Below are 15483 nucleotides of genomic sequence, written 5' to 3' on the forward strand. Positions count from 1 at the left end.
CGAATAGCCTTCCGCAAGCGATGGAGTGAAGCTCAGGTTCCGGAACTGCCTGTCCTTATAGTGCTCCGAACGTTTCATCCGCTCCAGCCTTTCCCCTTTGGCTTCCGCCCCGAAAACTTCCCGGCCGGTAATGGCCAGATATAAGATGACAATAACAGCTGCTGCAACAATCGCGATAAGGGTATATACCATAGGACAAATATCAAATATAAACCTTTAGACGAAGTAAAAATAAAAAACCTTTACGCAAAGCAATTTTTTTATATTTTTAAGACGCAAAAAAACAAAGAATGCTAAAAAATTATGGTATGCTCTTTCTTCTTCTCCTGTTTACTTCCTGCATTTCGGTTAGAAAGGACAACGAGCAGAAATCGGTCTGCATTCCCCCGGAAAAGCTGAAGCTGGATGTGGATTTTGCCCGTTCCAGGCTCCGGGAACTCCATCCTCAGCTCTACTGGTATATCTCTGAAAAAGAACTGAACCGGAAATTCGACAGCCTGAAAAATACCCTTGATGCTCCGCTCACGCCGCTTGAATTTTATTTTAAGCTGCAGCCTGTGATTGCAGACATCCGTGAAGCCCACCTCTCCCTGAGAATCCCGATGAAGAAACTGACCCGGAGGGAAGAAAAAAGCATGGAAAACAGAAAAGCCATGTTCAGCCGTTTTGAATATTATGTGGAAGGCAGCCATCTGTACATCGCCCGGAATAAAGATTCCGTAGAAAACATCAGGCCCGGCACCGAAATCCTCGCCATCAACAATATTCCAGCTTCCGCTTACCTTAAAAGGTATGGCCGGCTGGTGAACAGCGATGGTTTCAATACCACTTTTCAGCCCTATTTTTTAAAAGACTGGCTGTTCTATTTCTATGTAGCCGAAAACGGTTACCAGGACAGGGCAAAGCTGGAAACCCTGTATCAGGGAAAAATAAAAAATGTTTACCTGAAAAGAGAAACCAAAAGCATTGCGGAAATTCAAAAAGAAAAGGAGCTTAAAAAGCGTACCCAGGAAAGGAAAATCAATGATTATGTAGCTTTCAATGACTCGTACAACCGGAACTTCAGCTTCCTGGATGCAGACAGCACCATTGCCTACATCAAAGTGAAAAGCTTTTCCCAGACCTTTGCGTCCGCATTCTACCGCGAGGCTTTCCAGGAAATAAAAGCTGCGGAGGCGTCCTATCTTATCATCGATATCCGCAACAATTACGGGGGTTCGCTGGAAGAAATCAATACGCTGTATACTTATCTGAGCACAGAGCCTTTTACTCTGATCAAACCGTCCCAGGTAGCTTCCGGTACGGCCCCGCTGAAAACGGGATATTTCAGGAAGAGCACGCCTCTGGAATATGCAGCAAAGATCTTCACCTATCCTGCATTTTTCTTCGGCCAGGTTTTCAGCACTTACAAAAAAGACGGAATTACCTATTACAGGATCAGGGCAGACAAAACCTCAGCTCCCGCTAAGGATGCTTTTACAGGGAAAATCTTTGTGCTGATGAACGGCGGCAGCTTCTCCGCTTCCTCTATTCTCGCTGCCAAACTGAAGTATGATAAAAAAGCGGTCCTCGTAGGAGAAGAAACCGGCGGTGCCAATGACGGAACCGTTGCCGGATTCTACTCGTACCAGCAACTCCCGCATTCCCGGATCGATCTTCCCATCGGGCTGGTATGGGTACAGCCGAATATCGCTTTTACCCATACCCAGAAAGGTGTGCTTCCGGATATCCCGGTGAAGGAAACACTGGAGGACATCACCGGTAAAAAAGATCCGCAGCTGGAGCGGGTGCTTGATGAAATAAAAAAAGAACCGACCATACAGAAACAGTAACCTATCAATGATCAGCATAATTTTCAGAATCTTCCGCATCCCGGCCGCCCTGGCTGTCCTTTGGTTGATCGCACACTCCGCATACATCACCTGTGACGGCCTATCCGATAATGGTAAGCATGCCGACCTTGCAGTGGTCTTGGGAAGCAAGGTAAATGAAGACGGCTCTTTATCCGGCAGGCTCCGGGCACGCCTTGACTGCTCCCTGGACCTTTACCGCAAACACCGGGTAAAAAGAATCCTGGTGAGCGGCGGGCTGGGTAAAGAAGGCTTTTACGAAGGTGATAAAATGAAAGCCTACCTGGTTGCCGAAGGAATTCCGGATTCCCTGGTGGTGGTTGACAACAAAGGCAACACGACAAGGGCAACCGTGGAAAACACTTTGAAAATGAGGCCGGAACTCCGCTTCAACAGGATCATCGCAGTCTCCCAGTATTTCCATGTCACCCGTACCAAGAAACTCTTCAGGGACCAGGGCTTTACAGCAGTCAGCAGTGCCAGCCCGGCCTATTTTGAATGGCGGGACCTGTATGCCATAGCCCGGGAATTTCCGGCTTATTACCTGCAGTAAAGAATTCCGGCAGGCCTGAAGGCCTGCCGGATGCTTAATTTTTAAATTCGGACAGAAGATCCTCAATCTGACGGATATATTTTCCGTACATTTTTTCAAACCACCATTTCCCAAAGACAAACAGGAGCGGCAGAACGATAAGTACCGTTCCGATGAGCACCGAAGCAATCTGCGTATAGGATAAAGGGACCGGGCGCGGTACAAATTCCAGTACGATAATTATTTCACACACCAGAAAAGGGACAAAGCTCAGGAAAAAAGACAGATAGTACTGCTTGTTGAGGCTGAGCTGATGCAGCAGGTCTTTCAGGCTGTCGTAAGTTTTCATCTCAGGATCCGACATATTTTTATACAGCCGGAAAAACTGGCTGAAAAAGAAGGAAGTCACCAGCAGCATGGAAGCAATGAGGATGGTGAGATAAAACTTAAATTTAAAAGTACCGTCCGCAACGGTGATCAGGCAGAAAGCAAAAATAAAGATCCCGGCGGTTGACCAGAATTCCAGCCGCATGTTTTTGCGCATCTTCTCCAGCGGAAGCTGAACCCTGCCTCTGTTTTCGGTATTGATCTCCGGTGTGTCTTCGAAAGCCTCTTCTTCCGTCCACGCTTTTTTAAGTTCGTCTATATTCATAATGTTCTGATTTAAAGTTTTGAAGCAGGGTGTTGTAAAATTTCTCTCAGCCTGTTCTTGGCCCGGTTCATTTTTACCCGTACATTTCCTTCTGAAATCCCCATCTGCCCGGCAATTTCCTTTCCGGAAACATCTTCCAGATAATAGAAAATAAAGGCTTTATCGATAGGGCTCAGCTGACGGATTGCACGGTACATGGCACTCAGCTTTTCCTCTTTTTCCGGGTCGAATTCTTCCTGGGCAATAGCATATCCGGAAAAGTCATCCTGCCGGATCCAGTTTCTTTTTTTCTCGGTTTTCAGAAAGACAATGGCCGTATTAAGGGCAATCCTGTACAGCCATGTGGAAAATTCACTCTGGCCTTTAAAGTTCGGATAAGCTTTCCAGACCTGATAGGTAATCTCCTGGAAAAGGTCGTCCCGGTCATCCCGGGTATCCATATACATTTTGGAAATCTTAAAAATGATTCCCTTATGTTTTTCCATTTTCTGTAAAAATTCCTGTTCTAATGAAACCATAATTCCTGAGCTCTATAGAGTTAGTTCTCCGCGAATAAAAATGTTACAACTTTTTTCATAAAAATAAGTAAAATCATCATCATTTAGCAGTTGAAAAATCTGATACAGCGGATGATCTGTAGAAATAACCGGTAAGCGTAACAGGCATTTAACACAGCAAAGCCTGAAGAGGTGAGTTAATAAGAGTAGATGATACATCGGTTTTTGATGAAAAGATGTATCCGGATCATTAATTTCAGTTCATACTTTACCACTTTCTACATTTATGGCTTAATATTTGTGATTTTATGAGTACAATCATAAAATTAGCAATATGCCTTACATTACCCAAAGCGATGACAAGAACATCGAACTGTACTATGAAGATTTCGGTTCAGGACAACCCATTATTCTTATCCACGGATGGCCGCTGAGCGGGAAATCGTGGGAAATGCAGATTCCCAACCTGTTAAATCTGGGATACCGTGTCATTACGTATGACAGAAGAGGTTTCGGTAAATCTGCACCTACAGCAGACCAGTATGATTATGACAGCCTTACAAAAGACCTTCATGAACTGATTTCCCAATTGGGTCTTCAGAATGTAATTTTGTTCGGATTCTCTATGGGTGGCGGCGAAGTGGTACGTTACCTGACGAACTACGGATCTGAAAATGTAGATAAAGTGGCCCTTATTTCATCAATTATCCCTGTTGTAAAACAGAGAGATGACAACCCTGACGGTGTTCCGCAGGAGAAACTGGATACGATCCTGGAAAGCCTGAAAACAGAAAGGGTAACTTTCCTGAAATCATTCCATAAAGATTTTTACAACTACGGAATCCTCTCGAAATCCGTTACCCAGGAACAGCTGGATTACGATTGGTCAATAGCATCATGCACCAATCCGATCGCTACCATCAAATGTGCCGAAAGCTGGGCCAATATCGATTTCCGTCCGGAACTGGGCAATGTAAACGTAAGAACCCTGATCGTACACGGAGACGATGATAAGGTAGTTCCTATCGATACGGCGGGAAAACAGGCAGCCCAGGGGATTGCCAACAATGAATATGTAGTAATCCCGGGTGCACCGCACGGACTGAATGTTACCCATGCTGATGACCTGAACAGCATCATCAGCCGTTTTTTAACTGCACAATAGTTTAGTTTTTATTCTTTTACACAGAACAGGCCGGCATCATTTTTCCGGCCTGTTTTTTTGATTTATATTCTAAAACATAGCAGCGTTGCCGGTTCATCTATGGAATCGTATATGAATAAGGCTGAGATTTTATATATTTGATCTCATCATCACTAAAATACAACAATGAGTTTATCACAACAGCATTTCCAAGAATTATTCGCAGCCGTTCAGATACTGGAAAATCCGGGGATCGCAGCAAAAATCACCCACCTGATCGGCTCGCCGATCGAAAAAGGTCTTGAATTTCTTCCTGAAAACTGGAATGAAAAAATCGGCGGCATTACCCGGGCAGCTTTGATGAAAGCATTGGATACTGCAGTTTATACCCTGAAAGATGCACCTGCATCCAGGTCTTCCAACTGGTGGCACAAAATAGGTGTCGCTTCCACAGGTGCTGCAGGCGGTTTTTTCGGAATCGGCGCACTGGCACTGGAACTGCCGGTTTCCACCACCATCATGCTGCGTTCTATTGCCGATATTGCCCGCAGCGAAGGTGAATCTTTGCAGGATCCAGATACGAAACTGGCCTGTCTTGAGGTTTTTGCCCTGGGCGGAAAAAGCAAATCGGATGATGCGGTGGAAAGCTCCTATTTTGCCGTGAGAACAGCACTGGCAAGATCCATAACAGAAGCAGCCCAGCTGATTACCGCCAAAACCGTCACGGAAGAAACGGCCCCTCAGCTGCTGAAATTTATCGTGAAAATCGCGTCGCGCTTTAGCATACAGGTAACGGAGAAAATGGCAGCCCAGGCAGTCCCTGCTATCGGAGCAGCCGGCGGCGCCATCGTGAACACCCTTTTTATCGATCATTTTCAAAGCATGGCAAAAGGGCATTTTGTGGTCCGCAGGCTGGAAAAGCTATACGGAATCGACACCGTCCAGTCGGCCTATGAGGATATTCTGAAAAGAAACAGGTAAGGAAGATCCAAAGAATTCAGGAGACCCTCCGTTTTTTAATAACCATTGCTAAAATATTATGGTAAATCAGACGGTATACGCCTACGGAGTTCCAAAGCTCTACTTACGGTTGCCGGCTGCCGAAGGCATTAGCCACCCTTTTAAAGTCAATGACTCTTTTACAGACTGTTTACCTGAGAAGGTACGCCTGCATAAAAAAACCTGCCTCACAGCAGGTTTTTTCTATTGTCTTATTTCATTTTCAAAACAGATAATCCGTGCTCAGGAAATTGGAGTCATGGTCCCTGACGATTGTATTAAGGAGGTTTTTATTGGCTTCAGTAGATTTTGCCGCCACCAGCGAACGGATGGAGAACGACCGCAGCGCGTCAAAAACGGAAAGCGTTCCTTCCGCACTGTCCTTTCTTCCGGTAAACGGAAATACGTCCGGTCCGCGCTGGGCCTGGCAATTGATATTGACCCTGCTTACGAGGTTCACGAACGGATCGATCAGCTTCGATACCTCCATCGGATCCTCACTGAAAATACTGACCTGCATCCCGTGCGAAGCATGCACCTGGTAATCAATAGGCTCTTCAATATCATTAAAAGGGACTACCGGGATGACAGGGCCGAACTGTTCCTCATGATACAGCTTCATATCACTGTTTACTGGATATACCACTGCAGGAAAAACAAAAGATTCCTCAGTGAAGCCGCCATGCTCATTCATCACCCGGGCACCTTTTGAAACGGCATCCTCAATACATTCTTTCAGATAAGCCGGTTTATTGGTTTCCGGAAGGGGTGTGATCTTCACCTCATTTTCCCACGGCAGGCCTGCCTTCATCGCAGAAACCGCGTCGGTTAATTTCCGCGTAAATTCTTCCGCAATATCCTTTTGCACAAAGATCAGCTTCAGGGCCGTACACCGCTGGCCGTTGAAAGAAAGTGCGCCGAGCATACATTCGCTTACCGCAACGTCGAGATCGGCATGTTTCGTTACGATCGCCGCATTTTTAGCATCCAGGCTTAAGATTGCCCGTAAACGGTTTACTTTCGGATGAAGTTTCTTCAGTCCGTTCGCCACCTTGCTGGAACCGATGAATGCCAGTACATTCACCTTACCGCTTTCCATGATCGGCGTAATGATTTCCGCACCTTTTCCGTACAGCGTGTTCACTGTTCCTGCCGGAAACGCTTCCTTAAATGCTTTTAAGAGCGGATAGTGGGCCAATACTCCGTGCTTCGGAAGTTTAAACAGGATGGTATTCCCCATGATCAAGGCAGGGATGAGGGTGGTGAAAATTTCATTGAGCGGATAATTGAACGGTCCCATGCTCAGAACGACTCCCAGCGGCGCCCTTCTGATCTGGGCAATCGTCCCTTCTGCCTGCTGGAACCTTGAAGACTCGCGGTCGAGGTCTTTCAGGGCATCAATGGTCTGGTTGATGTAATCTACGGTCCTGTCGAATTCCTTGGTGGAATCGGCCAGTGTTTTCCCGATCTCCCACATCAGCAGCCTGATGATGAGGTCACGTTCCTTAATCATCAGATATACAAATTTCTGCATGCATTTGATGCGCCCTTCCACAGACATGGTAGGCCATTCCCCCAGCCCGTTGTCATAGGCTTTTACAGATGCATCCAGAACCTTCATGGCCTCATCCGGGCCAATATTCGGGATACTGCCGAGCAGTTTCCTTTTCAGGCCGCTTTCCGTACGGATGCATACCGGTGAATAAATTTCAGTCACCTCACCCTCCCATTCTACCAGTTCACCGTTGAGCAGGTAAACCCGCTGGTGAATTTCAGGAACTCTGTATTCTTCAGGAATGGCGTTTTCGGACTTAAATATTTCGTGAAATAAAGGGGTGTCTTCTGCGTTCATATTTTTAATTTAACAGTGTGATTTATGATTTGTCTATTAAAGGTAGCCGTAAAATCTGAATTTTAAAAGACCTGTTCCATAGATTTGTTCTATTTGACAAAAATTTAACAGTATAACCTGGAAAAATCAATAATTTTGTTTTAAAATAAATCTATGTTTTCAAGACTCACTTACGGAATGTTTTTGTTTTTTTCCGCCTTTGTTTTTGCCCAGCATGCTGCAATAACTGCAGGAGGTAAACCCATTCATACGTATGCTGCTTTACCTGCAATCAATAAGGCGGCTCCTGCATTTACCCTGACGGATGTATCGATGAAAGAGCAGACGCTGGATTCCTACAAAGGAAAATACCTGATCCTTAATATTTTCCCGAGTGTGGATACCGGAGTATGTTCCGCATCGGTGCGCCGGTTCAATGAAGATGCCGCCAGTCTCCCCAATACAGCGGTGCTCTGCATTTCCAAAGACCTGCCGTTTGCCCAGAAAAGATTCTGCGGTGCTGAAGGGATTAAAAATGTTGTCATGCTATCGGATTTCCGATCGGATTTCGGAAAAAAGTATGGTGTGGAAATTACGGATTCTGCCATGAAAGGACTGCTGAGCAGAGCAGTGGTCGTTATTGACCCTTCCGGAAAAATTATTTATGAAGAGCAGGTTTCAGATATTTCGCACGAGCCTGATTATGCAGCAGCCATTGGTGCTTTAAAAAAATAAAAACAGACATGAACCTGATGAGACCTCCGGGAATAACACACGGAGGTTTTCAGGACCATGCGAATCCGGATCGGAAACCAGGTCAGAAGGCCACTGCTTCGGGTTCACGTGATGTTACCGTATATCCTTCTTCTTCGTACTAATGATGATCACCCCGTTTCTGCCTTCTGATCCATATTTTTGGATTTCAGCATGATCCGACAGGTGACTGATACTTTCTATGGTTTGCGGATCAATTTCCCGGAACTTCTTCAATCCTGTTATTTTTCCATCAAGCACCAGAAGCGGCCGTTGGTCTTTCTTCATGGAAGCAATGCTTGCTCCGATCCGGATCCCTGCCGGATCCCTGTATCCCGGATAAGTGATTGGATATTGTACTGAAGTCGCTTTGTTTCTATCCCCGCTTATCTGATCCTTTGAAACTACAGTAACAGATCCTGTTACTGAACTTTCAGACCTGGTTTTGAAAGCAGGACCTGCCAGGACCAGTTCCGCCATCTCTTTAATTGCAAGAGTATCTGAAGCCGTGACCTGCTGTGCCTGTACGGATACCAGTCCGCCAGCAGTTATGAAAAGGCCTGCCGCTGCAAACTTTGCCAATGAAAAAGAAGAATAATTCAGTTCCCTGTTCAGCTGAGACTTTTTAAGTTTTCCACAGATACCGTCCGGTGCACCGGAGAAAGCCTCCCTGATTTCATCATCAGAAGCCTCCCTGAAATCCTGTACGGTCTTGGTACAGACCGAACAGAACCTGCCCTTTTCGTGAGGTGTCATGGCATCCCAATCTTCGTGACAGGGCTTGGATATGGTAATTTTCATTTTTACAATATTTTAATATAAATTCAGGGATATCCGGATTACCGCTTACTATCTGTTTTTTCTTCTTTTTGTGGTAATTTCTATGGCTCCGTTCCCGGCTTTTTGTCCATACCGCTCAGTAGCATATTCGCCTTTCAGCACATTGATTTTACTGATCGAGTGCGGATCCAATGCTTTAAAATCAGCTTCGGTTCCCGGTTTGCCATTAATTACGTATAACGGGCTCCTGTACTTATCCAGGCTTTCCTTATGGATTCCGCCGAGGATGAAATTTTTTGCCATGGCGGCATCATTCTTTATCACTCCCGGAACTGCTTTTCCCTTCACCCGTTTTTCTTTGAGCGAATCTTTTTCCGGACCGTAGTGTTGCTGGGCATTTACGGAAACAAGACCGGCAGCCGTCACCATACAACCTACGGCCAACCTGGCAAAAACCGAATTGATGCCGGAATACCTGAGGTCCCGGTTGAGCTGTGATGCTTTAAAATTTCCGCAGGTATTTTCTTCATCCGCAGAAAGCACTTCCATAATTTCTTCATCTGATGCACCGGTAAAGTCTGTTACGGTTTTAGCACAGGCAGCACAGAATTTTCCTTTTGCAGCGGGAGACATGGTTTCCCAGTTTTCATGACAGGGAGCCGGAATACGAAGTTTCATATATATTGTTTACTGGTATAGATGCTTTTTTCCGGAAAAAGGTTGGAAAGATGGAATATATTTTGAAGCTGAACGGAAAATTTCCGATATTTCGGAAGTAAAAAATACGGACACAGTGAATCGTGACATCCCATGAAGGAAGAAAATATCAATAAACTCAACAGCCTTTTCTCGCAGATCAAGACAGAGGAACAAAGGCTGAAAGAGAGCCTGGAAAAGAAAAAGAGCGAAGAAGAGGTATTCCTGGAAGGCTTCAAAACTTTGTGCAAAAACATAATCGAGCCAAAAATGCAGGAATTCAGGAGCATGCTGCGGCAGAACGGCTTTGGCTGCAAGGTGGAATTCCGTGAAGAAAACAGAAACGGACCAGGAATTAATTCCCAGTCCCATATCAGACTTCAGATCTCAAGAAACGTAAATTCCAATTTTTATGCGAATGATAAATTTCCGCATATCATGTTTACGGCAGACCGCAACCTGAAAAGAATCGGGATCCACGTGGATACCATTTTCCAGAACGGCACCGGAAACTCAGCTCTGAAACCGGATTTCTATACACTGGAAACGCTTGATGAAAATGCAACAGAACGGGAAATTGTGGAATCCCTGGAAAAAATACTGGTCAACCGGTAAATACTCGATAACCGGGCAGGTTTTCCTGCCGATGCATCATAAAATTCTTTTGCCTATCCTTTTGAAAACACCAATCCATACGGTGGAAAACAGCAATGACAGACAGGTAATGCATAAGCCTGCCTTGTAAAGTTCATAAGGAATAATCCCTGTTTTAGAGGCAATGGTTAAAGCCAGGATACCAAATTCTCCGGTCTGCGAAAGCAGAGCCCCGCCATATCCGCTTTCTTTCCAGTCATATCCCAGCAGCCTGAAAACAAGAGCAGACATCACGCTGTTGCTCAGAAGCACGAAAAGCGTTCCGAGCAGGATGATTTCATAATGGCGGCAGAGATAATCAAGATCAAGCCTCAGTCCTACCGATACAAAGAACAGGGTAATAAAAAATACTTTAAAGGGCGTCAGGGAATATTCAAGCCAATTCAGTATCTTCAGCCTTCCTACCATTACTCCGGCAATGAAGCTTCCCAATGCGCTGCTGAGCCCGATCAGCTCTGCCAGCAGACCGAAGCCAAGGCAGATCAGCAATCCGGTAAACACCTGAAGATCATGATCATTTTCAACAGTCCGGAAAAAATCCGGAAGTTTGATCTCCTGGACCGTCCTGATTTTTTTAAACAGGAAAAATACGGCAATACAGGAAATCACCGGCAAAATAAGGTGATGGACTCCGGCATGTTCCCCACTCCAGGCTTTAAGCAGGGTAAGCACCGGCGCCAGCAACAGATCCTGAACGATCAGGATCGTAAGCAGCATATTCCCGAAAGCGGTATTCAGCCGGCCCTCCTTCTTCAGGCATTCACTCACCACCGCCGTACTGTTGAACGTAAAGAGAATAGCCATGAGGATGGTACTCCTGAAATCAAGGTGAATAAAGTTGCCGATGAGAAAAGCAAATCCGAGACTGAGCAGAATCTTGATTCCCTGAGCCACCAGGGGTTTTATGATCTGGCTGTGATGGTTCGGGATACGGATCTCCATCCCCAGGAAAAACATCAGCAGGAGAATCCCCATCTCTCCTATGATTTCAATTTCATGGATCCCGGTAAAGATTTTTAGCACATAAGGGCCCAGCAGGATTCCTGCTGCCATATAGGCGATCAGGTAAGGCTGCCTGATTTTTTTCAGCAGGAAGATCAGTCCTGTAGTTACAAGACAGAGAATGGAAACCGATAAAAGCAATGTATTCATACGATACCATTATTTGAATTTACAACCACGTGAATAAAATACGGAGAATCATAAGCCGGTCTTTTGAGAAATCCGGAGCACCGGGTGCCGGCAGGAAAGGAAATAACAATTGGCTTTCCCCAGGGAAAACCAATTGCTGTATGTCTGCGTAATATTACTGAATCTCAATCAGCCGCGGTGCCTGTTTCCTGGCTTTTTCCGTTTTGGGAATGCTGAGTTTCAGGACACCGTTATCGTATCGGGCTTTAATGTGTTCCTCATCCACCACATCTTTGGAAAGCTCGAAGCTCCGCTGGAACGCCTGGTAGCTGAATTCCCTTCGGGTATAGTTTTCTTTGGCTTCCTCCGTTTCGTTCTTTCTGGAAGATGAGATCGTCAGAACGTTGCCGTCCAGAGTGATCCGGAAATCCTGCTTTTCCATTCCCGGTGCGGCCACTTCCACTTCGAAGCGGTCATCACATTCTTTGATATTCACCGATGGAACGGTGGTTAATGTTGATGAAAAATTGGTGTTGCCCCAATTAAAAAGTTCGCGGCTGAAAAAGTCATCGAACAGGGTACGTGTACCGGCAGGCAATAAGCTGCCATTGTTTCTTTTTACGAGTGACATAACAAACGAATTTTTAAGGTTAAACATAAATTTTAATGAACGTAACAGAATATTTTCAAAGGTTATGCCACCGGTAAAGAGCTGAAATCCTGTCATCTGAAATGAAAAAATGTCATTCCATATGACATTTTTACTTTTTTTCACAGATGGAAATAGCGCGGATCCGGATACCGGAATTCAAAGCCGAGTTCTGTCATCAGTTTTTCAGGCGAAATGATCCTGCCGCCTGCAGCACGCTCTCCGGTGTAGGAAAGGCCTTTCTGGGCATTCATAACTTCTTCCTTATTGGGATGCAAAGGGGCCACTACATTATAGACTTGCGATTCCGATTTATTTTCCAGCATTTTTTCAATGACCCGGCAGATATCTGTATAGTGGATATGGTTCACCGGCTGGTCCAGCCCGGAAATGTTATAATTTTTCAGAAGTCTTTCACCGCCCATCAGTCCGCCCAGTCTCAGGATATTGGCCTGCGGAAATCGTTCAAGGATAAAGTTCTCGCTTTCCACTTCCATTGCGGGCTGATCATCTTCCGTAAATTCCTGTTCAGCATCCGGATAAATACCGGTTGAGCTGGCATAAAAAACCCGGCCCCTGAAATCCCCGATAAAATTGAGGAGATTCTGTCTTTTACCGGTCATCGGGATTTTTGCCCCTCTCAGCCCGGAGAAAGGAACAGCGATAACAACCGAATCCAGATCAGCCGCCGCTTCCCATACATCAGTACCGGTGTTGAGCTCGTCCGGAAATTTAGCGAGAAAAGCATGATATCCTTTGGACCGGAGATCATCCAGTTTTGTTTCCGTAGTAGTGGTAGCATAGATTTCATACCGGTCTGCAAAATGTTCCGCAATATAGCTTCCCAGCCACCCGCAGCCGATAATTCCAAGTTTTTTCATTTATATTAACCTTTCAATGATTTACGATTATTCTCCGGATCCTGAAAATTTTGAATAATCCGGATAATTTTTAACACTTCATCTTCAATACTGTAGATCAAAGTATTATGTTTAGTAATTAAAATTTTATGATAGACAGTATCTTCATATTTCTGAAATACAACATTTCCGTTACAAATAATTTTTACAACGTCATCCAGTTTTGCTAAGAATTCATCCAGTACTTTATCATTCCACTGATAAAGAATATATTCTTCAATTTTCTGTAAGTCAGAAAATGATTCATCAGAGAATTTTATTTTCATTCCTGTATTTTTCTAAACGTAGTCTTGCTTCTTTCATAACTTCATGATAATCATGACTTCGTCCGTTTTTAAAATCTTCTTCAGAGCGTTTCAATGACTCCATAATTTCCTCTTTTGTTTCATTGCGCCACTCTCTTTGCTCTATGGTCTTTGAAATCACCAGCAGTTCCTGAGGGGTAAACCTTTTTTCTTTAAGCTTTTTAAAGAACGTCGGTTTTTTAATCCCTGATTTCTCAATAATATAAGACATCTTGAAAGGTGAGTTTTTCAGGATTTCATCAATGTTATTCTGAATTTCTATAAATTTCTCTATCTCAGCTATCATAATTTTATTATTTTATTATCATTATTATATACAAAAATAATCATTTATTATTATAAAACAGCTTTAATTTTCTGATCTGAATACACTGAACAAGCCTAAATTGTGCTTTGAGTTAAATACTGATTAAAAGGATGCGTTATAGAAAAGACCTATTGCTGACCTGTCACTTCTGGTCCGGCGATAATAAAGAATAAAAATTTATTCAACAGAACGTACTGAAACCAAAGGATAAAAGCCAGGTATTGAAATTACGGCAAGTTTTTATCTTTTATACTGTAAAATTTCATATCATTACATAAGCTTTACAGACGACATGTTTTTTCCGGGATATTTTTAAATGCTAAATAGAAAAAGGCCGGACGCTGCAAAACCCTTTACAGGATGCTGTCCAGAATAAACAGGAAATTGCTAATTCTTTTTTCTGCATTTTGACCTTATTTTAAAATTTCATTCGTTTGTACCGCTTAAAAACAGAATTATTTCGCAGAAATAAGTACATTTGCTTTTTTTCAAACAAATAAAATTTAGTATTGCATGAGTCAGCTTTTTAGAAGGAAAATCTATTCAGACACCGATACCTCTACGGGTCTGCTTAGGGTATTGGGCGTTTGGGACATTGTATTTTTCGGGATTGCAGCGATTATCGGGGCCGGAAGCTTCAGCAGTCTCGGGGAGGCAGTTTTCAGAGGCGGCCCCGGTGTAATCCTCCTGTACCTGATCTGCGGATTTGCCTGCGGTTTCACAGCACTTTGCTACGCAGAGTTTGCCAGCAGGATTCCAACCGCCGGTTCAGCTTACACTTATGCATATGCCAGTTTCGGGGAACTGATTGCCTGGATTATCGGCTGGGCACTTATCATGGAATATTCTTTCGGGAATATTTATGTTGCCTTTTCCTGGTCCGACTATTTTACCAGCTTCCTGGAACGGCTCGGCATGCATATCCCCGATTACCTGACCTGCAGCTATACCGAAGCCAAAAAAGCCTTTCTGAACGGCTCTGAAAATAAAGAACTCATCAATGCCTGGACCAACGCTCCCCTACTCGGCAGCCTTAAATTCATCGTAGACATCCCGGCACTGGTGATCAACGGGTTGATTACCTGGCTGTGCTTTGTAGGTGTGAAAGAAAGCAAGAATTTCAATAATGCGCTGGTAATTCTCAAGCTGGCAGTTATTGTACTGGTGATCCTGGTAGGCTTTGCCTACATCAATACGGAGAACTGGACCCCCGTAAACCCACAGACCCAGGTCGCTTCCTTTATGCCGAACGGTTTTGCAGGGGTTATGAGCGCCGTTTCGGGCGTGTTTTTCGCCTATATCGGTTTTGATGCGCTGAGTGTCCTTTCCGAAGAAACCAAAGACCCGCAGAAAACCCTGCCGAAAGGAATGATTATTTCCCTCGTCCTGTGTACTTTCATTTATATTGCCCTGACATTGGTTCTTACCGGAATGGTGGACTACAGGAAATTTGATGGTGTCGGCGACCCGCTTTCATTCATCTTTGAAAAATCCAATGCCAATGTCGCATGGATGGAACTGGTCGTTTCCTTTGTGGCCATTGTTGCCATTACTACCGTACTGCTGGTGTTCCAGATGGGACAGCCAAGGATCTGGTACGCCATGAGCCGCGACGGACTGATGCCTCAAAAGTTCCAGACCATTCATCCGAAATACAAAACCCCGTCCTTTGCTACCGTAATTACCGGTATCGTAGTGGGAATCCCGATTCTTTTTACCGACAAATCCTTTATCCTGGATTTTACAAGTATCGGAACCATCTTTGCATTTGTGCTGGTTTGTG

Annotated in this window: 17 protein-coding genes and 1 pseudogene; 7 read left to right on the forward strand and 11 right to left on the reverse strand. The window is 44.5% G+C overall.

The features are described from left to right. Nucleotides 1-192, reverse strand: a pseudogene (locus QZ735_RS13735) (MBL fold metallo-hydrolase); the annotation flags it as partial. Between the two features lie 98 nt (nucleotides 193-290). On the opposite strand from QZ735_RS13735, the gene QZ735_RS13740 reads away from it, so the two are divergent. Both QZ735_RS13740 and QZ735_RS13745 read left to right on the forward strand, forming a co-directional pair. After that, nucleotides 291-1832: a S41 family peptidase gene (locus QZ735_RS13740; RefSeq protein WP_294249454.1), complete on the forward strand. Its 1542-nt coding sequence runs from the start codon at nucleotides 291-293 to the stop codon at nucleotides 1830-1832. A 7-nt stretch (nucleotides 1833-1839) separates the two neighbouring features. Then, a complete protein-coding gene (locus tag QZ735_RS13745; RefSeq protein WP_294249457.1) occupies nucleotides 1840-2403 on the forward strand; it encodes a YdcF family protein in 564 nt (187 codons plus the stop codon). A gap of 34 nt (nucleotides 2404-2437) precedes the next feature. On the opposite strand, the gene QZ735_RS13750 is transcribed toward QZ735_RS13745, so the two are convergent. Continuing rightward, the gene (locus tag QZ735_RS13750; protein WP_294249459.1) at nucleotides 2438-3034 is read right to left on the reverse strand and encodes a hypothetical protein; all 597 of its coding nucleotides are present in this window, start codon (nucleotides 3032-3034) and stop codon (nucleotides 2438-2440) included. Nucleotides 3035-3045: 11 nt separating this feature from the next. Beyond that, nucleotides 3046-3552 carry an RNA polymerase sigma factor gene (locus QZ735_RS13755; RefSeq protein WP_294249461.1) on the reverse strand — a complete coding sequence of 169 codons (507 nt, stop codon included), beginning with the start codon at nucleotides 3550-3552 and terminating at the stop codon, nucleotides 3046-3048. A gap of 313 nt (nucleotides 3553-3865) precedes the next feature. Between QZ735_RS13755 and QZ735_RS13760 the strand changes: the two genes are divergently transcribed. Both QZ735_RS13760 and QZ735_RS13765 read left to right on the forward strand, forming a co-directional pair. Then, a complete protein-coding gene (locus QZ735_RS13760) occupies nucleotides 3866-4696 on the forward strand; it encodes an alpha/beta hydrolase (protein WP_294249463.1) in 831 nt (276 codons plus the stop codon). A gap of 165 nt (nucleotides 4697-4861) precedes the next feature. Beyond that, complete coding sequence (locus tag QZ735_RS13765; RefSeq protein WP_294249464.1) at nucleotides 4862-5656, forward strand: EcsC family protein; 795 nt, start codon at nucleotides 4862-4864, stop codon at nucleotides 5654-5656. A gap of 241 nt (nucleotides 5657-5897) precedes the next feature. Here QZ735_RS13765 and QZ735_RS13770 read toward each other — a convergent pair whose 3' ends face one another. Beyond that, the gene (locus QZ735_RS13770; protein ID WP_294249466.1) at nucleotides 5898-7526 is read right to left on the reverse strand and encodes an NADP-dependent glyceraldehyde-3-phosphate dehydrogenase; all 1629 of its coding nucleotides are present in this window, start codon (nucleotides 7524-7526) and stop codon (nucleotides 5898-5900) included. 153 nt (nucleotides 7527-7679) lie between these two features. Between QZ735_RS13770 and tpx the strand changes: the two genes are divergently transcribed. Further along, nucleotides 7680-8240 carry a thiol peroxidase gene (gene tpx / locus QZ735_RS13775; RefSeq protein WP_294249468.1) on the forward strand — a complete coding sequence of 187 codons (561 nt, stop codon included), beginning with the start codon at nucleotides 7680-7682 and terminating at the stop codon, nucleotides 8238-8240. Nucleotides 8241-8354: 114 nt separating this feature from the next. On the opposite strand, the gene QZ735_RS13780 is transcribed toward tpx, so the two are convergent. Together QZ735_RS13780 and QZ735_RS13785 are read right to left on the reverse strand one after the other, a co-directional pair. Then, nucleotides 8355-9059, reverse strand: coding sequence for a hypothetical protein (locus QZ735_RS13780; protein WP_294249471.1), 705 nt, complete (start codon nucleotides 9057-9059; stop codon nucleotides 8355-8357). A gap of 48 nt (nucleotides 9060-9107) precedes the next feature. Beyond that, nucleotides 9108-9716 (reverse strand): TonB-dependent receptor plug domain-containing protein, encoded by a 609-nt coding sequence (locus QZ735_RS13785; RefSeq protein WP_294249473.1) that lies wholly within the window; start codon nucleotides 9714-9716, stop codon nucleotides 9108-9110. A 132-nt stretch (nucleotides 9717-9848) separates the two neighbouring features. Here QZ735_RS13785 and QZ735_RS13790 point away from each other — a divergent pair, with 132 nt between their 5' ends. Next, complete coding sequence (locus QZ735_RS13790; RefSeq protein WP_294249475.1) at nucleotides 9849-10349, forward strand: hypothetical protein; 501 nt, start codon at nucleotides 9849-9851, stop codon at nucleotides 10347-10349. 36 nt (nucleotides 10350-10385) lie between these two features. Here QZ735_RS13790 and QZ735_RS13795 read toward each other — a convergent pair whose 3' ends face one another. The 5 genes from QZ735_RS13795 to QZ735_RS13815 all read right to left on the reverse strand — a co-directional run bounded on the left by QZ735_RS13795 (nucleotide 10386) and on the right by QZ735_RS13815 (nucleotide 13679). Beyond that, nucleotides 10386-11540, reverse strand: a complete 1155-nt coding sequence (locus QZ735_RS13795; RefSeq protein ID WP_294249477.1) for a cation:proton antiporter — start codon at nucleotides 11538-11540, stop codon at nucleotides 10386-10388. 154 nt (nucleotides 11541-11694) lie between these two features. Further along, nucleotides 11695-12150 carry an Hsp20/alpha crystallin family protein gene (locus QZ735_RS13800; protein ID WP_294249481.1) on the reverse strand — a complete coding sequence of 152 codons (456 nt, stop codon included), beginning with the start codon at nucleotides 12148-12150 and terminating at the stop codon, nucleotides 11695-11697. 140 nt (nucleotides 12151-12290) lie between these two features. Further along, entirely contained in the window at nucleotides 12291-13049 is a 759-nt protein-coding gene (locus tag QZ735_RS13805) for an NAD(P)-binding domain-containing protein (protein WP_294249483.1), read from the reverse strand. 5 nt (nucleotides 13050-13054) lie between these two features. Continuing rightward, nucleotides 13055-13354 carry a type II toxin-antitoxin system RelE/ParE family toxin gene (locus QZ735_RS13810; protein ID WP_294249485.1) on the reverse strand — a complete coding sequence of 100 codons (300 nt, stop codon included), beginning with the start codon at nucleotides 13352-13354 and terminating at the stop codon, nucleotides 13055-13057. Then, a complete protein-coding gene (locus QZ735_RS13815; RefSeq protein ID WP_294249488.1) occupies nucleotides 13335-13679 on the reverse strand; it encodes a hypothetical protein in 345 nt (114 codons plus the stop codon). The genes QZ735_RS13810 and QZ735_RS13815 overlap by 20 nt, the downstream gene beginning before the upstream one ends. A gap of 534 nt (nucleotides 13680-14213) precedes the next feature. Between QZ735_RS13815 and QZ735_RS13820 the strand changes: the two genes are divergently transcribed. Beyond that, nucleotides 14214-15483 (forward strand): APC family permease (locus QZ735_RS13820; protein WP_294249490.1); only part of this gene is annotated, 1270 nt, incomplete at its 3' end.

The sequence above is a fragment of the uncultured Chryseobacterium sp. genome, from assembly GCF_913776365.1.
In the GTDB taxonomy this organism is placed as follows: Bacteria; Bacteroidota; Bacteroidia; order Flavobacteriales; family Weeksellaceae; genus Chryseobacterium.